This window comes from Leptospira vanthielii serovar Holland str. Waz Holland = ATCC 700522 (assembly GCF_000332455.1).
Taxonomy (GTDB): domain Bacteria; phylum Spirochaetota; class Leptospiria; order Leptospirales; family Leptospiraceae; genus Leptospira_A; species Leptospira_A vanthielii.
In genome coordinates this window covers 40,988-63,998 of the sequence record NZ_AOGY02000039.1, presented here as the reverse complement: position 1 = coordinate 63,998, position 23,011 = coordinate 40,988, and the positions used below count along the sequence as shown (strand labels likewise).

Here is a 23,011-nt window from a genome sequence, read left to right as displayed (position 1 = left end):
TTTTTTTATTGCAAAGGCCTAGTCTTCTTTGGTTTCATCCTAATATGTCCATTGTTAAATCTAAGATTCGTACCATTCCCGATTACCCAAAACCAGGGATTCTCTTTCGCGATATTACTTCCCTTCTCATTGATCCAGAAGGATTCCAACTGACAATTGGAATGTTTGTAGAACGATACCAAAATGCTAAATTGAATAAAATTGCTGCCATCGACGCCAGAGGATTCATTCCCGGTGCAGCTCTCGCTTTCCAATTGGGTGTAGGCTTTGTTCCCATCCGCAAAAAAGGAAAACTACCAGGGGAAACCATTTCTGAATCTTATGCATTGGAGTACGGTGTGGATCACGTGGAAATCCATACAGATGCCATAAGTCCCGGCGAAAGAGTTTTGATTATGGACGATTTGATTGCGACTGGCGGAACTTTGGAAGCATCAATTAAGTTGGTGCAAAGCCTAAAAGGTGTAGTTCACGAATGTTCCACAATCATCAACTTACCAGATTTAGGTGGAGCAAAACGAATCAAAGATACTTATGGAATTGATGTATTTTCTATTTGCGAATTTGAAGGACATTAAAATAAAAGTATAGTTTTTACCGAAAAACAAAGAGTTTTGGTTAGGTTACGGATTTCCAGTCATTACTCTTTGTTTTGTCCACGCGTATACTCACCTCGTTTCCGAGAAAATTCCACCGAACCACAAATAATTTTTTCAAAATATGAATCCCACGCCCACTTGTAACTAATTTCCGATCCGATTCAATCGGACTTGGAACGAGCCTTGGATTAAAACCTTTTCCACTATCAATTACATAAACATCAATGTATTTACGAGATTCAAACACGTGTACGGTGATGATGTCGTCTTCCCTTTTGCCTCCATGTTCTAAGGCATTGTCCAAAGTTTCATCCACAAGAATCTGAAACCAAAAACTATCCATAATTTTACGCCAGTTTCTTGAATCATAAAGACTCCAAAGTTTTTCTTTGATGAGTCGTGAGTGAGATCTTGTTGCAAGAACTTGGTCTTCAAAAATCTTAGTGGACCTCTCGAAGATAACTGAAAATGGATGAGTTAAATAATTTTCTGTGAAGGAATAGTGGAATAAAAACACAATAAAACAAGAGAGAAATAGTAGATTCAAAAAGAGAAAAAAGTGTAGGAAATATTTGGTTGTTAAGGGTATTACATTTGGGAAAAAACAAAGAGATCCAAAAAATATACAAGTAACAAAGGAAGTGAAATAAATATATTCCATAAATTTCTGGATGGCAGGAAAGTTATATCTAAGTTTTGCTATGATGAGGTATGCAAAAGCTAAAAAAGCTAACACGTAATAAGTGTTATAGTAGTATTTCAATAGAATTAAACTAGTATTTGGATATACTTCGTTCAGTAGTCCCAAATCCACAAATAACAACATAATCCCCATTCCTAAAACAAAGGAACAAATGACAACGAGCCTTGGAAAATTTCGAAAGAAGGTTGGGAATTGTAATCCAAAGTATAGGAGAATAAAAGATAAAAAAACTAAATAGGTAGCTATAGTGTGGGGTTGGCTTAGGATTTTATTTTCTAAGAACAAACTGTTGGAAAGTATTGTCAAATCTCCGATACAGAAAAAAGCCGCAAGGATAGAAAAACTTGTTTTCATTCTTGTACGCGGATTCTTTCTAAATGAAACAATGCCGGCAATCAATGAAAAAAAGGCGGTAACTCCGAATATGATGGATTCAAACAAACTCATGCAAAAACAAAAAAAAATTCTCTCCTCCCCATCTCACTTTGCGAGTACTATTTTATTTTTTACGAGTTTATTCCTAAGCCCTCTTCACCCCGAAGATTTCCGACAATCCATTGACGAAATTAAGAAATCTGTAGTCCAAATCCGTGTGTTTTCGCAAGCAAAAGACCCCTTCTCTCCCTGGATCTCTTCTGGAATTTCCGCCTCTACAGGTTCGGGATTTTTGATCTCAAAAAACCGTATCCTCACCAATGCCCATGTTGTGTCCAACGCCAAGTTCATGGAGACACAAAGGAACAACCAAACCGAATGGTATGAATTGAAGGTTTTGTTTATTGCGCATGATTGTGATTTGGCGCTTTTAGAAGTTTCAGATCCAGATTTTTATAATGATAGCAACTATTTAGAACTCGGGAATTTGCCGGAACTTGCGAGCCCAGTTGATATTGTTGGGTATCCCATTGGCGGGAGTAAAATCTCTGTTAGCCGAGGAATTGTTTCCCGAATTGAACAGTCAACCTATGCCCATTCGCAAATTGATAGTCATTTAGTAGTTCAAGTCGATGCCGCCATCAATCCAGGAAACTCTGGAGGGCCCGCACTCCAAAATGGGAAGGTGGTTGGTGTTGCTTTCCAAGCTTCTACAAAAGGGGAAAATATTGGTTACATCATTCCCACAGCGGTGATTCAACATTTTCTAAAGGATATTGAAGATGGAATTTATCATGGTTACGTCGAGTTAGGTATTCAAACACAACCCTCTTTTTCTGAATCCCACAGGCAATTTTATGGAATTCCCAATCAGGAAGAAGGGGTCTTTGTCACGAAGGTATTGAAAGCAGGTTCCGCTGATGGTTATCTGAAACCAGGGGATTATTTAACAGCCATTGATGGACGTAACATTGGTAGGAATGGAAATCTACTCGAATCCAATTCCATAGACTTTTTGGAAGTTGTGGACAATAAATTTGCAGGAGAAGAGATCCGGTTTGATCTCATCCGAGATAAGAAAAAAATAAACGTAAAATTTCCTGCTAAAAAAATGCCTCAAATGGAAAACCAAAGAGCAAGGTATGGAATCAATTACGACTATCTTGTGTTTGGTGGTTTGGTGTTTCAAACCGTTAACCGAGATTTACTCGAAGCCTGGAGTAAAAACGGGCAAACACAAGGTGGGAGTTTACTCGTTTATCGGTTCTATGACGCTACAACTCTTTCCGATGCCAATTCCGAAGATGTAGTTTTGTATCGTAAATTACCCCACCCTATCAACTCCAATTCTGATTTTTATTTGAATATGGTAGTAGAATCTTTGAATGGAATAAAGGTAAAAAATTTAAGCCACTTAAAAGAACTCATACAATCCTCCAAAGAAAAGACCATACAAATCCAATTTTATGGAATCCAATTGCCTATGGTTTTGGACCGAGAAGAGTCAGAACGTGCTGACCTTGAAATCAAAAAAACCTACCATCTAACAGGAAATTAATATTATGTTGTTTTTGAATCATAAAAATAGATCCACCTTTGTTCTTCTTTTATTTCTAACAGGACCTCTATTTGGAAAATCCAATCCCGTAGCAATGACGGATGCCTCCATCCTCCAAGTAAAGGTAACCGTTCAGTATCCTCACTTCATCCAACCTTGGAGATTTAAAACACCTGAGATTCGCCAATCGACAGGGATTTATATTGGAGATAATAGAATTTTAATACCAGCCCAAGCTGTTTATTTTTACACAAGTATTGAAATCAAAAAACCAGATGCCCTCAAGGTATACACTGCAGAATTAGAACGATTAGACCCAGACTTAGGACTCGCTATTTTAAAATTCAATGATCCTAGTGCTTCTAAAGATTTAAAAACAGTCTCTTTTCCGAACGACGTTTTTTTACCCGGTACAGGTCTTGTTATGGAAAGCAAAGACCAAAGGAATTTAGAAGAAAAAAAAATCAGAATGATTCGTTTGGATATGGATTCCTATTCTAGCGGTTATATGGAACTCCCCTATATTGAAATTCAATCCGAAGAAAAATTAGATGGAGTCGGAGAATTGATTGTGGATGCCACTGCAAGAATCCCCCAAGGCATTTTATATCAATTCAAAGAAAACAATTCAGGGAGAGTCATTCCTTCTTTTTCTATCAAACACTTTATAGAAGGAAAAAATTTCCCATTTAAAGGATTCCGTTTCAAACCATTGATAGACACTGCTACAAGAAACCACTATGGACTAAGAAAAGATGATTTAGGAGTACTCGTGGCTGAGATTTATCCGGGTTCTTCTGCCGATGGAGTTTTACAATTAGAGGACGTACTACTCGAAGTTTCCAATTTCAAAATAGATCCAAAAGGTTACTTCGATCACCCTAAATTTGGGAAACTTAATGTTTCGTATTTGTTTCATAATACCAATGATGCAGATTCTCATTTCGGAAAAAAAATCAAACTGAAAGTTTTTCGAAATAAAAAACCTGTGACTCTTGAACTAGACTTAAAACCATTACCGGAGTCTGCCATCCGCATCCCTCATGGAAATTCCAGATTTCAAACTCCCAAGTATTTAATGTTAGCGGGAATGATTTTCCAAGAACTATCTGAACAGTATTTAACGGAACATGGAAACCAGTGGCGGAATCGAGTTAGTAAAGAACTTCTTTATCTAAACGACTTTTATCGTATCAAACGGAATCCTAATGAAGGGAAAGTGGTTTTTTTATCACAGGTTTTACCACTCTCGGGAAATAAAGCTTATCATACAGCCCACCAAATGATTTTAAAAACAATGAATGGAGCACAAATTCAATCTTTAGACCAATTACAAAATCTGGTCAAAGAGTCTGATTCAGCATACATTCGTTTTGTGACAACGGACGGATTCGAAATGATTTTCAAAAAAGAAGAGATCCAAAAATTAAATACAGAAGCAAAACAAAGTTTCCAAATTCAAAAGGATTCTAATTTTTAGAATCCAATTAATCCCACTTGGTAACTCAATTGTTTAGAAATGAGTAGAACCTTTACAAGAAACAGAACGAGAATAAAGAGTGTAAACAATATATACTCTTGTTTTCGAATGTTTTTGTCTTCGTTTAGTAATAACAATAGAACTGGAATGGATAAAGTAAACATTCGGGATACGTTTTCATAAACAGACCAAAAATGGTAATACCCCGCAGTTCCTACCATAAACATAATCAGTAAAAAAGAGATTCGAAATTCCCAACCTTTCTTCATTTTGCCAGTGAATGGCAAAAACAATCCAAGAAAAAATAAAATGACAAGTGGGAATCTTGAGAATAAACGAGCCAAGTCTTTCCAATTCGTACCACTACCGAGTAACCTCCAAATGGACTCCATATAAGAAATAAGGCCCTCGAATGGTAAAATAAAGTCTGTTAGTCGACCAGGTCTCCAATTAGGGAAACGATATGCCAAATACAGATGCCAACAAACAGGGATAATAAGGACTGAACCAACAACGATGATTCGTTTCCAATCCTTACGGAAAAGTGCTGCAAGGCCTAAGGGAAATAACAAAAACAAAGCAGGTTCTTTAGTTAAGATGGCTAAACTGGAAAGGATTATAAAAGGAAAGTAGTTTTTCTTTACGTAGTAATAATAGGCTATGATGAGAATCGAAACCATCACAGTATCGCTTACAAGTACAAAATAACTTCCCAAAGCAAAAGGACTTAAGAGATATAAAATGACGTAGGGTTTTGTTTCTTCATTTAGTAAATTACGCAAATAGAAATAGGAAAGAAGAGTTAGGCCAATATTCCAGAAATACATTCCAAATATGGCAGCTGTTTTTCCCAAAAAACCAAATAATGCAATTAACAGAGGATAACCGATTCTTGGAGCTCGGTAAGATTCATCAAATCCTTTTGGCCAATTGAGATTAAATTCAGAAAGGGGTCTCGAAAAGTAATAAAAAATTTGGCCATCATAACCTGCACCCAAATCTCCTGCCTCTCCTTTGAACAAAATGGCTTTTTCAGGTGTTTCTGTTTGGTTTTGTATAGCGAATTCATAACCAAAATTCACCATAGAACTGGGATTCCATTCATACTTTTTCCAATACCCTAAAGTAGAAACACCCCAAATCAGAAAAAAAGATAAAACGGTAAGCCACTGTTTTGAATTAAAGAATAAAAAAATTGGAAGTAAACGTTTTTGTATCATCATTGTAACTCCAGGATTACGGATTTGATTTTGAAATTATCGTCTCTAAAGATGCAGAGAAAATAGAATTATAATAATAAGCACCTTCGTAAGTTAGATGATGAGGATCAAAAAAGTATCGAACATCGCTTACAGCTTCCGTATGATCGATAAAAGTTTGGCCTCGTGCCTCCAAGTGAGATTTTAAGTGTGAGACCCAATCCTTTCTCCATTGTGATTTTTTATAAAAATCAAATTCAATAGGATTCTCAGGACTTAAAACTAAAACAAAAGGGATTTTATGTTGGTAAAAATAGTCAGAGATAGTAAGGATACGATTGAATTCTAACCAAGGTTCGAAGGTGATGGAATTCACATTTTTTTTGGCTTCTCGAACAAAATGCAATCTCCAAAGTTCATTTCTTGTTCCTGCATCTCTGATCATTCGTTCAAAGTAATCTGCCTTAAAATCCGGAACAGTCATTGTCACCAAACGAGTGTCATCCCAATAACTACCGCGAGAGTAAGACCTGTTTTCCAAAGTTGTATTTCTACAGAAAAAATGAGACAAACGAATACCAACAGACTCATCCTTACCATAACGAATCAGATTTACTTCTTTTGCCGAAGCTAATTCGGACAATACTTGGATTTGGACCACCGACCAGTCCATTGAATTCTGACCCAAAGAACTCCAATCCAAATCGTTCCAACCTGAATGCAAAAATGTTCTTTCTGATTCTTGAATTAGTTTTTGATTTGAGAAAGAATTTAAATTTGTAAAAAAACGAAACCTTAATTTTGTGTTTGGTTTCTGGAAAAAAATAGATTCCTTGGATTTTTTTTCAGTACAGACAATAGTTGCCGTTTCCTTTGTCCATCCCTTAGACCAAATCCCTTCTTTTGGTATCTCTCCTTGGTAAAGGTGGTATTTTCTCCCACTTCGAAAATGGTTATCTATATAAACTTCGATAGGATCCCAAAAAAAAACTCGAAACCGACTCACATAAAATAATGATTTAGTTGCGAGTTTGGAAATTGTTTTTCTAGGTAACTCGGTCCAATGGTCTTCTAAATATGCTCTTGGATAGATCGTTTTTGCAGGATACCGTTCCCCAAATTCTTTTACCCATTTGTCTTCGTTGAATTGGAATTTCCCAAAATTAGGTTTTTGGTATTCCCATTGCAAATCAGCAAAGTTATGTATATAAACAACTAAGTTTGGATGCGCATTCAAAAGATTTTCTTTATAATAATAAAGATCTGTTGGTGCCATGGCAACATGGGAAAAAAATGAATACTTTGTTTTAGAATCTTTTTTGTGATTGAGTTCGTCTGGTAAAACCGAATACAAAGCAACGGAACTTCCAGTTATAATGCTTCTATGTTTGTCTTTTGAAGATTGTAATTCTTTTGTCTTATGAATAAAGTTATACCAAGGAGAGGAATCCCATTCCGTTTCATTCGGAAACATAAAAAATAGTTCAAAAAAAAGAAGCCGATCTAAAACAAAAATTCCACCTAATAAACTACAGGTGACAACAAAAACCTTCCATTTCAAGCTGAAACGGGATTTGTTTATGGGTATTGTGGGATCAGTTTCCATTTTCGTAACAAAAGTTTTTTGGCAAATTGAATGGCCAGTTTCAACACCTTACGATTGAAGCTACTATTCGAAAAAATATAACGTATGGGTAACTCTTTAATGGAGCCCTCGCCCTTTGCTACAATCGAAAGGGCTTCCATGTGAAAATCAAAGGCAACTGATTCCAAAGGATAGGCTGCAATTTTTTGAAACATAGGTTTCGAATACCGTCTGTACCCACTGGTGCAGTCTCGTAAATTTGCCCCAAAAAGATTGAACACTCCTTTTGAGAGACAATAGTTCATCACCTTGGCGGCAAACCAGGAAATGAACTTACGATAGATCGGGACATTCACTGTAGATGTTCTGGAACCAATAACCAAGTCACAATTTGGAAAAGATTGAAATTCTTTTAGATAACCTGCGTCATGTGACAAACCTGCATCCATTGTGATGACCCAGTCATATCCTTTCTCCACAGCATACTTCATTCCATCTTGGATTCCTTTTGGAATATGAGTGTTTTTTTCATGCCGAATGATATGAAGTCGTTCCCCAAATTCTTTTTGTAGATTGGCCAGTATGGTCGGTGTGGCATCTTTACTGGCATCATCTGTTACAGAAACATCTGCATACACAATGGCCCCTCGAACCACTTCTTCAATGGTTGAGGCTTCATTATAAGCAGGAATGACGACCAGTGTTTTGTTTGACATTCTACTTCCCTGCGATATTGAATACGTCTTTGTTCGCTTCAATCCATTTGAGAAGTCGGGTTACACCCTCTTTCGGTAGGATTTTTGGATTGAATCCGAATTTTTTTGCTTCTTTGATATCACAGATAAAATAACGCATGTCACCCGGTCTTTCTACTTCAAAAAGAATTTCTTGTTTTTTGCCAAGAATTTCACCAATCAGATGGATACATTCTAAAAGAGAAATTTTATGAGGACTCGCACCACCAATGTTGTACACACCAGGGATTGGATTCTTAAAAAATTCTAAATAGGATTTGGCACCATCTTCAGCGTGTAAGATGTCTCTTGTCTGTTTTCCAGTGCCAAATATACGGAGAGGGAGACCAAACACAGAACGAATAGCAAAGTTTGCCACCCAACCATGATCTTCACCACCAAACTGACGTTCTCCGTAGATTCCAGTAAATCGGAAACTAGCTGCTTTTACACCATACATATCTGTATAAGAACGTACATAGTGTTCAGCACTCATTTTGGAAGCATGTAGTGGGGAAATTTGGCCTACCATAGTTGGCTGTTCTACAGAAATTTCTACGGGTTGTCTTTCATAAGAAGTTTTACCTTCTGTCAAACTATCGTTGATGGAGTTTCCATAAACATGAATCGAAGATGTGTTCACAACAGGAATTTTATGTTTACGAGCCGCTTCCATCACATTAAAAGTTCCGATGACGTTCGTCGAAAAATCCAATTCCGGATCTTCCCAGGAAATAGTCATCGCAGGTTGTGCTGCCGTATGAACGATATAATCACAATCAGCGGAACGATCCATTAAATGTTCTAAGTTGCGAATGTCACCTTTCACCATAGTGACACCAATTGATTTCAAATAATTCCAGTTATAATCACGAGTTGCATCCGAACCATATCCAGTCCGTTTTAATTCATATTTGGTCATGTTATCAAAACTAACAACATCCCAACCTTCTTTACGAAATAATTCACAAACATGGGATCCTAAAAATCCGCATCCGCCTGTTACCAATACTTTATTCGCCATCGCGATCTTCTCCTAGGTAAAACTTTTTAGATAAAATCAATTTCATTATATGGAATGAATCTGAAATCATATCACGTAACCGGTATTCCACTTGTCCTACCGGCTTAAAATAAGAAACCGGAATTTCAATACAACGCATATGAGACCTAACGATATCAATCATAAGTTCTACAATAAACTTACGATCTTCCACAACCAATTGTGGTTTTACTCGTTCATAAGACTCTCGCCAAACAGAAAAAAACTGACAATCCACATCGGTGAATCGTGGTTCTTGTCCCCACCAAAATACCTCAACCAATTTTCCCATTAGTAAATTTACTAAACGATAAAGTGGTTTGAGGTTCGATCCTTGTTCGATCATCTGTCTTGTGGTGCGAGTACCAATCACCATATCAGAATCTTTCATGTATTCGAGTAACTTAGGGAAGTCTTTGGACCTAAAAGATCCATCAGGGGAAACCACAACAATGATATCACCTGTTGCGTATTCAATACCCCTTCTCACTTGTTCTCCCAGTCTTGTGGAATCTCCATCACCAGGGAAAGTGTAAGTTTTTACCTTTTCTTTTTTACTGAGGGCCAAAGTTTCATCGGTAGATTCATTATCGATGACTATGATTTCGTTAAATTTATCTTTAAAGTCCACAATCACATCTGTGATGGATCTTTCGTTATTGTTAGTTGGGATCACCAAACTTGTTTTAAACTTATGAAATAAATCATTTCTTACTTCATAAACCGCATGATAATAATCCTGCATCGAGTTAATGTTGAAATATTCACAACTAAGCATAGTTGCATACACTCCACCCTTGGACTCTTTTGCCATCTTATCGATAACGTCTGTTATCTCTATAACGCCTGACTTTGTAGAAACGGGGGTTTTTTTAAAAAACTCAAAATACTCTGGTGTAAAAAAATAACTTCCCAATCCTAAAAGTTCATTGGGTGGGTTTTCTGGTTTTTCAACTAAATTTAGTATTTTATCATTTTCTAATACAACGGAATAATTTTTCCGAATCCTTGAAAGTAAGGACGTTTTTACAATCCCAATGGAAGCCGCCATTTGAGGATGTTTTTTAAAAACCTTTAAAAAAATATCATGATCTGTTCGGTAATAAAATTCATCACCGAGAATGGTGAGAAAAGGTTCGTGGATGGTTTTTTCCAGGCTTGCTACATCGGAAGCCAAACCTTTCTCTGTCCAATCCACAGGTTCAATCACCACTTTAGGGATAACCAAACGAATATGATCAATCTCTGCGATGATTTGTTCTTTGAGATGACCGACCAAAACATAGACCTTTTCAATCCCAAAGGTCTTTACCATAAGTTCCACATTGCGGTGGAGGATGGACTTTCCTTCGATGACGAAGAGAGGTTTTGGAATGAAACTGGTTCGGGGATATGCTCGGGTTCCTTTTCCGGCAGCCGCAATGACCCCAATTCTGATCTTTTTCAATGTAAAAGGAAAGTCCCTGAAACGAACCCGTGGGTCAATTAGAAAAGGTTCGTTTCCATCGGTAGAATTGTAGGCCTTCCTGGGTTTGGTATCCTTGGAATGGTTCCCACCTGCGCTTAGAAGGATTCCAGGCCCATTCAGGGTTCCTTGCTCCCAGTCCATTCAAATGAAAGCCCCAAATGCCTTCTGTAGTCATCTGGGGTGCTTCAAACCGTACCGCGACCGGATTTCCTACAACCTGTTCCAAAACGTAAGGCAAAACAACTTCTTTCCGAGTTCCCAGTAAGGATTCCGAAATGACAAACAAACCCGATTCCTGAATTCCCAATCGAAACTGTAAATGGTCACAATCAAATCTACGGAGAAGTGCCATTTTTTTACCCCAAGTATCTGTGGCACGGATTTGACAAGCTTCTGGAGTGAGAAGGAAGTTTTGGCCTTCTTTTGTAATTTTTCCTATAAATAAGACTTCTTCCCAACCACGGGAATTTTGGAAACGGAGTTCTTGGGCGTTATAAAAAGACTTTCCCTTTTCCGTAAAAATTTCTATCCCTAATATTAGGTATCCATTCTCCGTTGGTAACTGCTCTGAAAAATAAAGTCCATCCAACGACTTTGTTTGGATTGGAATCGTCCAAAAGAATATCAGGGCCACAAGACCCGCTGTTAGGAATTTATGCATTTAAAACGACTGATCCTTATTCCTATCATCTTCATAACATCATTCACGTCGTATTGCAATCCGCTAAATTCCCAAAAAGAAAAAAATGACGATCTTATCCTTCTCCTCGGATTGTACTCATTACTCGGTGGTAGTTGTATGAATGGGCCCGATCTTTGGGCTAGAGATTTAGTCTCACAAAGTAGTGTCTGTGTTCCCGTGGATTTAGTCAGTTCTGGAACCAATGTTGAAGTGTATAAAGAAAGATCTTTATCCGTTAACTACGACTTAGTAAAGTTTGCTCGCGATTTTGATACAACCACTTATCCCAAACTCATAGCAACATTTGGTACACCTAGTGATGTTGATGCCGATGGTAAGGTAAAAATCCTCGTGATGGACATTAGGGATGGAGCAACGGCAAACAGTGCTTATGTGGCTGGATACTACGACCCCATTAATTTTTTTCCCGACAATTTTTTGTCCCGCGTTCGATCCAATTATGCAGAAGTTTTGTATATGGATGGAAAAGAACTGATAGCAGCACTTACTCGCGATCCAAATGCGTTTGCTTCCACCGCAGCTCACGAATTCCAACACTTACTTCGATTCCCAAGAATGCGTGCCGTAAATCATAACGATGAAATTTGGATCAATGAAGGAACAAGTGAAGTCGCAAGCGACATTGCAGGGTATGGACCACAAAACAGCCGTATGGATTGTTATTCGGGTGTGACCGACTCTCGTTGTTTAGATGGCATTAACGGAGTATCCCTTCTCGACTGGGACAATAGCAGTTCCGATATCTTAAAACAATATTCATTTGCTTATGTATTTATGCGTTACTTGTATGATAGTTCCGGAACTACAGAAGCAGAAAAACAAAACTTTTTTAAGACTACTGTGATTGGTTCAGGTGGAACTCGGGCAAATACAACAGGAAATCTAATTAGTTTATTTCGATCCGCTCCAAATTTTAATTCCACCCTACTTGGCTCTCAAAATTCAGAGGTATTCTTTCGAATGTATGCCCTACTTGTAACACAAAGTTTTGGACTTACGAACAATCTGTCTTCCGTAGAATACGTAAATGCCGATGGTGCCGCAGCCACTCCAGTCGATTTATCTTCTGCTTCTGGAAATTATCTTTTGGCAAATAGCCCTTCTCTCTTAAGGATCATTGCAAATCCAGTTTTACCGACAGTCAGTCGCTCATCAATCAAACAAGGCTCTACAAACTTTTACAATACAGCAACTCCAACCGTTCCAGGGAGCACGAGAAAGAATTATGGACGAGTGGCGGCTGGAAGTACAAAGGGGGTCTTCTTTTGGGCAGATTCTCCTGCGGGACTCAATGTTAGTGTTAAGTATGTACAGACAAACGAAGAAGGAACCACACCTACAATTCCCAAAAAACCTCGGTCCCTCAAATCAGTAATCGAAGAAACTCCAACAACTGGACCAACACCCATTTGTGGGATTGAGTTTACAAATGATTCGGCTCGTACTTTCGAAAGTATTCCAATAGAATAGATCGCATCAAACTACGATAACAATCCTTTGCTACGTGACCACCATCGGCGAACGCATTGCACGTGTAAGACGGGTCTTTTTTTAATTTTAAAAGTGGGAAATTATACTTACCCGTAAGTTCATCAATTTCTTTCTCCCAAGATTTCACCAAAACTTCTTTTTCCATCAAAGTTTCAAAGTCTGGCGAGGAAAGAGGCCATACTACAATCGTTTTTATTTTTTCTGTATGCAAACGGTTCAAAATTTTTTCGTAAAAACCAAACTGCATCTGACTACGAACATAAGATGCGAATAACCAATCCAAAGTTCTGTGGCTTGTCATTTGTAAGGAATTGGAATCCTTTTCCATATAATTATCTACAGGAGACAATCCATTTCCATTGTGAGATAAAATATAATCATAAGTATCCTTATGCATGACAAAGGCATTCTCTAAAAACGGGTTTTTGTAGTTCCTCCACATTTGGTCGATATAAGGTTTATAAGTTCCTACAGCGAAAAGTTTACGGCCAAGAAAAAAAGAAACATGATCCTTCCCAAACAAACTAAAATTAGAAATTACATAAGATAGATCAAAACTATAGGTAAGGTTAGAACTTTTGAATACCGAATTTTGGTTAAATTGGTTAGGATCGGTTTCCATAATCACCAAATCTGGTTTGATGCCCGCATCCAATACCTTTGTCAATTGAAAGTCGTAATAGGCAGGAGTAGTCACAGCAGAAGAAAGATTATAAATCTCCCAATCGGGATAAAAAGAAACTAATTCATCATGATCAAAATAGAGAAGGCGCGAGGATCCCAAAATTAACATGATTTTTTTTGTTTTGGGAGAATGGACTCCTGGTTTTTCAGAGACCAACTTTTTTAGAAAATCTGATTTTGCCTTATAGTTAACCGCCGTTAAATCGATTTTGGTAATTGTCTGGATATAGGGGATTCGAAATATAGAATCGACTAAAAACAAAAATAATAAAAGGATTACCGGGTAAAAAAGAAACCGTGCCTTGAGCATATCTGAAAGGAGAAAGGAAATGGATTTAATTGTAAAGCGAATTGAGGTGGCTCCCCCGAGGTTTCGTTCGAGGGAGTCAAAAGTTTAAGCGACTTGGGTGCGAGCGAGTTTGCGTTTCTTTTTTAGACTTACAAACCAATCATCCGAAGTTCGGACATGGCTTACTAATTTTTTTACGTATTCCCGGTTTTCCGGGTTCAAAATCTCACGAGCTTCTTGAATGATTTCTTCCACAGTCTTCACATGAAAGGTAAAATAACTAGTAAAGAGTTCATAGTACTCTCTGTCCGTATTCTCCCAGTCCTTTGACTGAATGTCACTGTAAAACTCAGATAACTGTGGTATGTCGATCTCAGGTGTCGCATCAAAATGATTGTTCATCATTGCGATACGGTCTGTTATATCAGTTAATTTCTGGAAATACGTTTCCAATTCGGGATATTCCATCTTCCAACCCTCCTTAACAACCCTTACTTTTACCAGGATTTTAGAAAGGCCCTAGAGATCAAGTCTTTTTAAAAAATTTTGTGATATCTGGATTTTGTTTTAGAAAGTCTTTTAAGTGAATCGCCTGTCCATCCCATGCTTCTTTTGCCCCATCAATCCACACATCGGAACCATCCCCATCAGGAAATCCTCCATTAACAATGGTTAGTTTTGACTGGTTTGGTCCCATAGATTCGAATAATAATTGCAAATAAATTGTACCAGTGGGATCTGCAGGATGGTCTTTCCACTCCATAACCAACTCTTTTAATGGTTCGATTTTTTTATAGATCCCATGAGTGGTAAAATCACCTTCGAGTCCCAATTTCCAGGTCCATGAAAAATCACCACCAACCTTTGGTCTTCCTTTCACCTCATCCGCCAACCAATGGACTAACACTTCATAGACGGTAACACCCGACCACAATTTTTCTATTGGTTCATCAAAGGTAAATACAGACTTCGTTTCTCTCATAGACAGAGTAGTAAAGATTTGGGTTTTCTTTGGCAAGATGTTTTTTGGATAGGAAACTACCAGTCAGACTTCCAAACCGGTAGTTTCCGACTGATCCAATTTAGATATTTAGATTGTTTGGCCTAACATATACAGACTGGATGACACTGATATTTCTCATCTGGAAAGCAGCCGCACAATAAGCTAAATAGTATCTCCACTTTCTAATAAAAGTTTCACTGTAACCTTGGTTTTTTACCTCTGACAGATTTTCTTCAAATGCCTTTAACCAAACCCGTAAAGTCTTCGCATAACTAAAGCCCATATCTTCTAAATGAAAAAGATACATATCTCCTGTCCGATTGATGGCTTGGTTCATCCGCCCAACGGAAGGCAAAAGAGAACCAGGGAAAATATGTTTCTGAATGAAATCAATTCCATTTTTAAAGGATGTAAATCTTGAATCAGGACAAGTGATGACTTGGAAAGCCATAATTCCCTCTCTTGTCAGAAGGTTTTGGCATTTCTGAAAGAAGGTTTCATAATATGCATCCCCTACTGCCTCTAACATCTCTACAGAAACAATCTTAGTAAACTGTCCCTCAATTTGGCGATAGTCTTGAATCCGAATTTCTATTTTGTCAGAAAGTCCTTCTTTCTGAATCCTTTCCTTAGCATAAACATATTGTTCTTCGGAAAGAGTGACTGTAGTGACTCGACATCCATACTTTTTTGCCGCATGGATCGATAAAAACCCCCAACCACTTCCAATTTCCAAAAGATGGTCGGCTGGATTCAGTTTTAACTTTTGGCAAAGTTTATCTACCTTCTTAGTTTGAGCCTCTTCTAGTGTCTCTTCCAAAGATTCAAAATAAGCAGAACTATAAGTCATCGTTGGATCTAAAAACAATTTATAAAACTTGTTCCCTAAATCATAATGTTCTACGATATTTTTTTTACTCCCTGTTAAGGTGTTCTTTCGCAGAAAATGTAGGAATTTGTTACCTAAATTAAACAAATCCAAGTGAAATAGTTTTTTCTTCGCACCCGAAAGGTTAGGACTATCATCCACATTGAATATAAACCATGAAATCACATTTTCGATGGAGTCGGTGTCCCAATCTCCCGTTAAATAAGATTCTGAAAATCCAATGTCACCGTATAACACTGATTTCTTGAAAAAAACTGGATTTTTTACATGAACAAGTGCTGAATGAAATTTTGAATCTACTGAAGAATTGGGATCTCCAATAATCACTTGTTCTCCATCAGGGAGGATCATTCGAAGGGATCCTCTCTTCATGGAACTCATTGCTTTAAAAAATATTTTCCTATAAATAGGGAATTGTTCAACGGTAGACTTGTTCTTTAATTCGGTAAAAAGTTCTGAATCAATCGTGTCTTGTAAGAGGGACTGGTTCTGTAATTTTTCCAAGGGTAACTCCTGTTTGTTTCTCTAAGTTTTGGTTTTTCTGAATGTACGGAATTTTTTTGATCCATAACTTGAAAGCTTGCCAATGAATCAATGTTATTATTTTGACGGTGACGAATGGAAATTGGGCAAAAAGTTTTAATAAGTATTTTGAATGAAATGGAATTTTTTTTCCAAGAAAGGAAGTAGTAAGTATTCGTTTCCCATTTTCAAAAGAGTCGACACCAATCTGTAATTGTTCTTTTGGTACATTCAATCGAAACTCAAATTCGGAATCTATCGGAATGAAAGGAGAGACATAAAAATTCTTTTGTTCTCGGATGTACACCTCAGGATTTGCAATCGTACCTTTGGCCTGTTTAAAATAACCAACATAAGGTTTGATCTCTCCAAAGGTATTCCCCACTTCTGCAATCGAAACAAGTGGTTCACCAGAACTGTCATAACAAAAGTAAAAGCTTACCGGGTTGAACACATATCCGAGTACCCGCAGGTTGGTTAATAGAAATATCTTTCCAATGTTTGAGACCCCCGATGCTGTAAGAAAGGCCTTTATGTTTTCATAAACGTTCTCTTTTCCAAACTGGATATGGTCTTTGTCATAAAAGGAAAAAAGGTTCCAGCGGTTTCTAGAAAACCAAACGCTTTTGTGGGACAACTGGTCTATTTCCGATAAATCCAAATAAAAATTAAAAATCCTATATTGAAATTTGTTAGGTGTGGGTGCGGTTCGCATGTGGAACACATCCGCTTCATACATACAAGAGTTTAAGTCCATGGATCCCTTTTTAGAATGCTCCGAGAGGCATTTACGGCAGATAAAAATCCATCTTCATGGAACCCATACCGAAAGTAAGCCCCAGCGTAGTAGATTGGCCCTGATTCGTTTAACTCGGGCAGACGATTTTGACCAAGAGATGCTTCTACAGAAAATAGTGGGTGTTCATAATCAATTTTTTTAATGATTTTGTCTTTTGCCACCCTACCTGGATCATTGATTGTCACAAAATAATTTCTTTTTTTGGAAACATTTTGCAATCGGTTCATCCAATAGATAGTATATGGTTCCTGTTTTCCACTAGTCCCTTCGACAATTTTGTAATTCCAACTCGACCAACAGGATGGGATTTTTGGCATATCGCTGGCATCGGTATGAAGTGTTGCTGTATTATTTTGGTAACGGTAGAGAGGGAGTAACTCACTCTCTAATTTTGTCGGATTTCCTAACAATTTCGCAGAAATATGGCCGTGAGTCGCAAGTAAAACTTTATCAAAGATCTCTTTTTTTCCTTCACCAAACACAAGTTCCACCTTGCCATCAGCTGCCCGGTTCACTTGTTTCACTGGAGTGTTCAGACGAAAACGATCCTTAATGGGAGCGATGATTCGTTTGCTATACTCATGCGATCCTCCGTCCACCGTATACCATTGGTGTTGGGTATTCAGTCCCAAAAATCCATGGTTGTAAAAAAAACGGATGAGTGACTTTGCAGGAAATTCTAACATCAAATCGGGAGGAGTGGACCAAACGGCAGAACTCATGGGGATCAGATAAAAATTCAGGATGTCTTTCCCAAACCCAAAAGCCTCCATATACTTACCCAAATTCCAAGTATCATATTTCGGATCTTCCAAAATCTTCGGTGCTGATTTGTTAAACCGGTCGATCTCCAGTAACATCTTCAAATACCTAGGCCGAAAAAGATTTTTTTTCTGTGCGAAAAGCCCTGAAAGCCCCGATCCACAAAACTCTAATTTGGTGGGATCATGTTGAACGCTAAAAGACATGTCCGACTTTTTTTGTTGGAACATCTAAAGTTTGGAAAAGTCTAAGTAAATTGGGATAGGTGACATGATTGAATACAATAAACCCAGTATCAATCGGAATGGAAACTCCATCCTCTTCTACCATAACTGTATTGGTATGACCGCCGATATAATCGGCACTGTCAAAAATCGTTAAATCAAAATCATTTTTTAAAAAGTAGGCGGAACCGAGACCTGCGATTCCTGTACCAACAATGGCTAATCGTTCTTTCACTTGTTTCCCTGTTGGTGATTAGACCGTCAGAGAAAGAGTTGGTTCATTTGTAAGTGGACTTCCTCTGCTTTCTTTTGTGCGACTTGTCCGTAGTTTTCTTCTAAAGAACTAAGTGTAATCCCTCTTGAAGAATTGATGAGTGATCGTTTTCCCGATGCCTGAATGATGGATTCTAAATCTCCACCTTGGGCACCAAACCCAGGGATAAGAAAATACATTTCTGGATGGCGTGTTCGTAAAGCTTTGATTTCTGAAGGATGGGTTCCTCCTACAACAAGCCCCACTTGATCGGGATATTCTTCCCCGAGCCTTGCCATCTGGTCACTCACCTCTTCATAGAGAAAGATATCCTTTCCTACCAATTTTTGTTTTTGAAAGTCAGTAGAAGAAGGATTGGAAGTAAGACCGAGGACAAAAATGTATCCACCTAAATCTAAATAAGGAACCAAACTATCTCGGCCCATGTATGGACTTACTGTCAGAGCATCTACACCCAAAGTTTGGAAAAAATACTTCGCATACTCTTTGGAGGTATTGGCAAGGTCCCCGCGTTTTGCATCCATCACAATGGGTACGTCCGGCGAAACTTCTTTCATTAAACGCACCATATATTCCAAAGCAAAATATCCTTCTGCTCCCAATCGTTCAAAAAAAGCAACGTTTGGTTTCCAAGCGGCCGCATAAGTATGTGTGTATCGAATGATAGTTTCTGTAAAATGAACCAGTGGCGCTTTGGAATCCAAACTCACCTTGGGTAATTTTTCTAATTCGGGATCAAGACCAATGCAGAGTAAAGACTTAAGTGAGTCTCTACGTGAATTGAATTTCTGGATGAACTGGGATTTATGAATCACTTGGGTTCCTTAATTTGGATCTTTTGTTTTCTCTTTTCTATTTCCAGGTCAATGTCTCGTTTTTTATAACGACCGTAAATATGGCCTGGTATTACAGTAACAGCGGTAATGGGATTGGTCACTACATCTCCTATGGCGCCGCCCACATAAGTAGAATAAGCTGGAGTGAGTAACTCGTAGGAAGATTCTAATTGTTCTCTGTCATTTTTTTCGGCAAAATAATTCAAAGCATCATCAGAGGCCCTTGCTTCATGGTAAAGTGCTCCCACCACAGGAATCGCATAAACAGCTGCATAGAGAGTTCGTTTTTCTCTTTGGGCAAAATCTTTAGCATGGCCCCCTTCATGGATGACCACCGGAGGTAAGTCCGAATAAACATTGATTGTATTTGTAAAAGAATTATAATGATCCCCGCCAATTGTTCCTGCAAACAAACGACCTGGAAGGAAAGTGTATGCCAGTAAAGAAATGGATCCAAAAAAATACCGAACCACAGGATTGATATTTTTATTTTTCGGAAGTCGTTTCCACTCGGAAAGTGGAGCATATTGGTTGAAACGAACCTTTACATCACGCAGGTTATTTTCTTTGATATAACGAATCAAATAGTCTTTGGTTTCTTTTGAAATATGGTGGTTGTCTGCTTTTAGATTCCAAAGCACTAACTTGGAAGGAAGAGAAAAAATCCAATTCCCCGTTTGGTCCAAAATCCAAACCGGTTCCCCTTCTTCAAATTGTGGATCCTCTTCTGTAAACTCTGGACTCGGTAGATAAGGATTCCCATAATTGTATGGTTTCTCTAAAGAATAACAATTGGTGAGACTAAAACCAATCCAGAGTAGAATCAGAAAAACTTGGGATTTCATAAACTTTCAAGAATTTCCTTTAACTTCGGATCTACTGGTTCTTGTTTGGTGGGAGTTTGTTTAGGTTTCACAGGAATCGGTTCTTGTAATTCTTCTACCGACGAACTCCCGCTATATCCCGACACAGACTCCATCTTTGAAAAAAATTCTGATAAAGAATTTCTACCCAATTGGTTCAACTGGTCTTCCCGGTTCCCCCGAAATCCATTGTATGGCACATACCAAATTAATGGCACTAGTGTTAGTATACTCCCTGTTAAATAACAATTGGTCACCCGGGAATCGATTTCATCATAATAAGAAAAAACTTCTTCTCCACCACCTGCAATTTGGATCCGTGCTTTCAAACGTACAAAAGTTAAATTTTTAGAACATCTGTCTAGAGAAACCAACTGAAATTCATCGACAAAAATCTTTCCTCCTCTATCGAGTAACAAGGGATAACGGTTTCCTCGCATAGAAAGTTCTTTGCGTATCAAATAAGACAAAGGGCCATATTCATTAGGAAGGCCCTCAGGACCCGAAAAATACCCGTCGTAAATGGCCATTTTCATTCGGTTTTCGTCTTTGACTTGAATCTGGATATGATCCATTTTTTTGACAAATTCAAAAGCTGTTTCCTTTGGAAAAGGCCTGTACACTCGAAGAGAAATCCCACAGCCCATTCCTAAAAATGAGCCGAGTAAAAGTGATATCGTATAAAAATTAATTTTAAAAAACATAAGTATACCCAATGTATAAATTCGAAATCGAGTAACTCCGGGAAGGACGTTTGTCACGACCATCCGCTTCATAAAATGCAGAACTTAAATAATAATCCCTTACTCCAGATTGAAAAGACTCTTGATTTAATGCACGAATTTCCGGCGCATAAGATTCGTTAGCCCGCCAAATATATTGAATCACTTGGAACCCTAAATGGAATTTATGGTGTTCTAACGGCTGCCAGTTGAATTGTCCGAGTATATCTAAACCCACAATCGTTGTTTGTAATGGTTTTCCTGAAAATAAGGAATAGGCCTCATCACCTGCGACGATTCCTTCTCCAAATCTTGTGGCACCACCATTCTGTGTTAAGATATCCCTTCTGTAATTGAGACTACCGAGAGGCGTTAAAAACATATCTCCCCCCAATTCATAGGAGAACCCATTCCCTAATTTATGATAAAACTTAAATCCAGCACTAGGAGCAAGATACCGCATAGAATCTCGCATAATACCAGTTTGTCCCAGGGTTTGTGATGAAAAAACTGAATTGGTGTGAAAGGAGCCCGTTCGGATACCAAAATCCCAACTATACGTAATCGCACGAGAGTACTCTTCATAAATTTTCACAACCAACTTATGTTCAGCGCTGTACAATCGGTCAGAGTGATAAGCTGATTGTGGTACTCCAACAAATCCTATAGAAAGATAATCGTTTGTTGTTTGAAATTGAAAATATATATATTCCAAACCCCATTTTGCCGAATTGTGTTTGTATGCCACCCTCGGCGAAAAAGATCGCGAAGTTTCGTAAGGATTTTTTATATCATAGGCAAAAGGAAGGCTTCGGATGTTTTGGTAACCGATCGGCGAACGAGGGTAATACGGTGACCCTGCCTGAAAGGTAATGCGTCCATCGTTTAATGCAGAATCATTCCCTGTAGAAAACATCCCAAATTGGTCAAAATTCCGAAATCCAATCTCCCAAGTCCCTTGGTGAAATTCCAAAGAACCCTTATTGGTTGCCGGGATATTTTTTGTGGGTGAAACAAATTCAGTTTGAGGATTTCGATCTCGAAACTGATCGGCCCGAATCCGTTTTATCTTAGAGCGAAGTTCTTCCGCTTTTTTGGGATACCCACGTTCCTCATAGGATTCCGCCTCTAATTCCAACTTTGCCGCTTTTGTTTCCTGGGCCCAAAGAACATTCGGCCCAACAAAAAAAGAAACCAGAAGCAAAAAAAAGAAAACGGAAATCCATTTCACAAAGATTTATCCTTTTCGTTTGATATAAGCTTTTGCAAATTCAGGAAGTACAAAAGCCGCTTTGTGAATTTCTGGACTATAGTATTTGAGTCCTTTGGGAACACGTTTCGGATCAGGTGTTACTGAATACGGATCAATCGCATTGGACAAAAAAGTAAACCCAATGATTCCGGAAGGGTACGTCGGAATCGTAGTGTAATAATATCCATACTCAGGAAAAATTTTGGGAATAAAATCAAATAGTGAAGAGATCACATCTCCATGATACCAAAAAGATTCCGCTTGAGTCGCAATGATCCCTGTTGGTTTTAGGGCACTTGCCATATCACGAAAGAATGGTTCCTTAAAGAGTACTTCTGCAGGTCCCACAGGATCACTCGAATCCACGAGTATGACATCAAAACGGCCTTTGTTGTCCCTAGCAAATTTAGCCCCATCATCATAATAATGAATGACCTTGGGATCTTTCATGGCATCCGCACATTCAGGAAAATATTTATAACTAATATCTACGACAGCTTTGTCAATCTCGCATAACACAACTTCTTTGACAGAAGGGTGTTTTAATACTTCGCGAACAGTTCCCCCGTCTCCTCCACCAATCACAAGAACGGATTCTGGGTTGGGATGGCTCATCATGGGGATATGAGCAATCATTTCATGATAAGAATGTTCATCCTTATTCGTAACCATTGTTACACCATCGAGTGTAAACATTCTACCAAAGGATTGTGTTTCAAAAATATCGATTTTTTGGAACGGAGATTGTAGGCTTTCGATTGTTTTTGTTACCCGGTAACTCACAGCACGGCCTTTTTCTAATTCCAATTTTTCGGTATACCAAATCTCCATTGATTTCTCCTAAGGTTTCTCTCTTTAAACCAGATTTGATATAGGAAGAAGAAGGTGTAGTTTTTTTTGAAAATTTGGGTTTACTAAAGATTAAAAATTCAACTTGGCGGGAACCAGACCCTTA

21 protein-coding genes and 1 pseudogene are annotated in these 23,011 nt (G+C 38.1%); 4 read left to right on the top strand and 18 right to left on the bottom strand.

What is annotated here, in order from left to right; genetic code table 11:
• Positions 1 to 44: 44 nt before the first annotated feature.
• Positions 45 to 578: an adenine phosphoribosyltransferase gene (locus LEP1GSC199_RS08695; RefSeq protein ID WP_002980766.1), complete on the top strand. Its 534-nt coding sequence runs from the start codon at positions 45 to 47 to the stop codon at positions 576 to 578.
• Positions 579 to 618: 40 nt separating this feature from the next.
• On the opposite strand, the gene LEP1GSC199_RS08690 is transcribed toward LEP1GSC199_RS08695, so the two are convergent.
• Entirely contained in the window at positions 619 to 1,656 is a 1,038-nt protein-coding gene (locus tag LEP1GSC199_RS08690; protein ID WP_002980804.1) for an ATP-binding protein, read from the bottom strand.
• 31 nt (positions 1,657 to 1,687) lie between these two features.
• Between LEP1GSC199_RS08690 and LEP1GSC199_RS08685 the strand changes: the two genes are divergently transcribed.
• Positions 1,688 to 3,235: a S1C family serine protease gene (locus tag LEP1GSC199_RS08685; protein WP_002980682.1), complete on the top strand. Its 1,548-nt coding sequence runs from the start codon at positions 1,688 to 1,690 to the stop codon at positions 3,233 to 3,235.
• A gap of 4 nt (positions 3,236 to 3,239) precedes the next feature.
• Positions 3,240 to 4,715, top strand: a complete 1,476-nt coding sequence (locus tag LEP1GSC199_RS08680) for a PDZ domain-containing protein (RefSeq protein ID WP_002980637.1) — start codon at positions 3,240 to 3,242, stop codon at positions 4,713 to 4,715.
• On the opposite strand, the gene LEP1GSC199_RS08675 is transcribed toward LEP1GSC199_RS08680, so the two are convergent.
• From LEP1GSC199_RS08675 to LEP1GSC199_RS08650, 6 genes are read right to left on the bottom strand one after another with little or no spacing between them, the layout of a single operon-like run.
• On the bottom strand, positions 4,712 to 5,935 hold the full coding sequence (locus LEP1GSC199_RS08675) for an AZOBR_p60025 family cell surface glycopolymer formation protein (protein ID WP_039926441.1): 1,224 nt from the start codon (positions 5,933 to 5,935) through the stop codon (positions 4,712 to 4,714). The genes LEP1GSC199_RS08680 and LEP1GSC199_RS08675 overlap by 4 nt on opposite strands.
• Before the next feature lie 16 nt (positions 5,936 to 5,951).
• A complete protein-coding gene (locus LEP1GSC199_RS08670) occupies positions 5,952 to 7,520 on the bottom strand; it encodes a hypothetical protein (RefSeq protein ID WP_232420736.1) in 1,569 nt (522 codons plus the stop codon).
• Positions 7,493 to 8,215, bottom strand: a complete 723-nt coding sequence (locus tag LEP1GSC199_RS08665; RefSeq protein WP_002980811.1) for a glycosyltransferase family 2 protein — start codon at positions 8,213 to 8,215, stop codon at positions 7,493 to 7,495. Before LEP1GSC199_RS08665 ends, LEP1GSC199_RS08670 begins: the two co-directional genes overlap by 28 nt.
• A gap of 1 nt (position 8,216) precedes the next feature.
• The gene (locus tag LEP1GSC199_RS08660; protein ID WP_002980664.1) at positions 8,217 to 9,257 is read right to left on the bottom strand and encodes an NAD-dependent epimerase/dehydratase family protein; all 1,041 of its coding nucleotides are present in this window, start codon (positions 9,255 to 9,257) and stop codon (positions 8,217 to 8,219) included.
• The gene (locus LEP1GSC199_RS08655) at positions 9,247 to 10,722 is read right to left on the bottom strand and encodes a nucleotidyltransferase family protein (protein ID WP_002980730.1); all 1,476 of its coding nucleotides are present in this window, start codon (positions 10,720 to 10,722) and stop codon (positions 9,247 to 9,249) included. The genes LEP1GSC199_RS08660 and LEP1GSC199_RS08655 overlap by 11 nt, the downstream gene beginning before the upstream one ends.
• A 34-nt stretch (positions 10,723 to 10,756) precedes the next feature.
• Positions 10,757 to 11,404, bottom strand: a complete 648-nt coding sequence (locus LEP1GSC199_RS08650; protein ID WP_002980612.1) for a hypothetical protein — start codon at positions 11,402 to 11,404, stop codon at positions 10,757 to 10,759.
• Positions 11,405 to 11,542: 138 nt separating this feature from the next.
• Between LEP1GSC199_RS08650 and LEP1GSC199_RS08645 the strand changes: the two genes are divergently transcribed.
• The gene (locus tag LEP1GSC199_RS08645; RefSeq protein WP_002980604.1) at positions 11,543 to 12,916 is read left to right on the top strand and encodes a hypothetical protein; all 1,374 of its coding nucleotides are present in this window, start codon (positions 11,543 to 11,545) and stop codon (positions 12,914 to 12,916) included.
• Here the strand turns inward: LEP1GSC199_RS08645 and LEP1GSC199_RS08640 are convergent.
• From LEP1GSC199_RS08640 to speE, 11 genes and pseudogenes are all read right to left on the bottom strand, one after another.
• The gene (locus LEP1GSC199_RS08640; protein WP_232420735.1) at positions 12,870 to 13,883 is read right to left on the bottom strand and encodes a DUF1574 domain-containing protein; all 1,014 of its coding nucleotides are present in this window, start codon (positions 13,881 to 13,883) and stop codon (positions 12,870 to 12,872) included. The two genes, LEP1GSC199_RS08645 and LEP1GSC199_RS08640, sit on opposite strands and share 47 nt — an antisense overlap.
• Before the next feature lie 132 nt (positions 13,884 to 14,015).
• Entirely contained in the window at positions 14,016 to 14,378 is a 363-nt protein-coding gene (locus LEP1GSC199_RS08635; protein WP_002980830.1) for a hypothetical protein, read from the bottom strand.
• A gap of 58 nt (positions 14,379 to 14,436) precedes the next feature.
• Complete coding sequence (locus LEP1GSC199_RS08630; RefSeq protein ID WP_002980622.1) at positions 14,437 to 14,892, bottom strand: SRPBCC family protein; 456 nt, start codon at positions 14,890 to 14,892, stop codon at positions 14,437 to 14,439.
• Positions 14,893 to 14,992: 100 nt separating this feature from the next.
• Complete coding sequence (locus LEP1GSC199_RS08625) at positions 14,993 to 16,306, bottom strand: SAM-dependent methyltransferase (protein WP_002980649.1); 1,314 nt, start codon at positions 16,304 to 16,306, stop codon at positions 14,993 to 14,995.
• Complete coding sequence (locus LEP1GSC199_RS08620) at positions 16,263 to 17,063, bottom strand: DUF1365 domain-containing protein (RefSeq protein ID WP_039926439.1); 801 nt, start codon at positions 17,061 to 17,063, stop codon at positions 16,263 to 16,265. Before LEP1GSC199_RS08620 ends, LEP1GSC199_RS08625 begins: the two co-directional genes overlap by 44 nt.
• Before the next feature lie 8 nt (positions 17,064 to 17,071).
• Positions 17,072 to 18,344 (bottom strand): annotated as a pseudogene (locus LEP1GSC199_RS08615) (NAD(P)/FAD-dependent oxidoreductase).
• A 26-nt stretch (positions 18,345 to 18,370) separates the two neighbouring features.
• Positions 18,371 to 19,198 carry an orotidine-5'-phosphate decarboxylase gene (gene pyrF, locus LEP1GSC199_RS08610; RefSeq protein ID WP_002980618.1) on the bottom strand — a complete coding sequence of 276 codons (828 nt, stop codon included), beginning with the start codon at positions 19,196 to 19,198 and terminating at the stop codon, positions 18,371 to 18,373.
• On the bottom strand, positions 19,195 to 20,064 hold the full coding sequence (locus LEP1GSC199_RS08605; RefSeq protein ID WP_002980786.1) for a hypothetical protein: 870 nt from the start codon (positions 20,062 to 20,064) through the stop codon (positions 19,195 to 19,197). Before LEP1GSC199_RS08605 ends, pyrF begins: the two co-directional genes overlap by 4 nt.
• The gene (locus LEP1GSC199_RS08600; RefSeq protein WP_002980589.1) at positions 20,061 to 20,786 is read right to left on the bottom strand and encodes a hypothetical protein; all 726 of its coding nucleotides are present in this window, start codon (positions 20,784 to 20,786) and stop codon (positions 20,061 to 20,063) included. The genes LEP1GSC199_RS08605 and LEP1GSC199_RS08600 overlap by 4 nt, the downstream gene beginning before the upstream one ends.
• Positions 20,776 to 22,035 (bottom strand): hypothetical protein, encoded by a 1,260-nt coding sequence (locus LEP1GSC199_RS08595; RefSeq protein WP_002980788.1) that lies wholly within the window; start codon positions 22,033 to 22,035, stop codon positions 20,776 to 20,778. Before LEP1GSC199_RS08595 ends, LEP1GSC199_RS08600 begins: the two co-directional genes overlap by 11 nt.
• A 6-nt stretch (positions 22,036 to 22,041) precedes the next feature.
• Entirely contained in the window at positions 22,042 to 22,887 is an 846-nt protein-coding gene (speE, locus tag LEP1GSC199_RS08590; RefSeq protein WP_002975754.1) for a polyamine aminopropyltransferase, read from the bottom strand.
• Positions 22,888 to 23,011 lie beyond the last annotated feature (124 nt).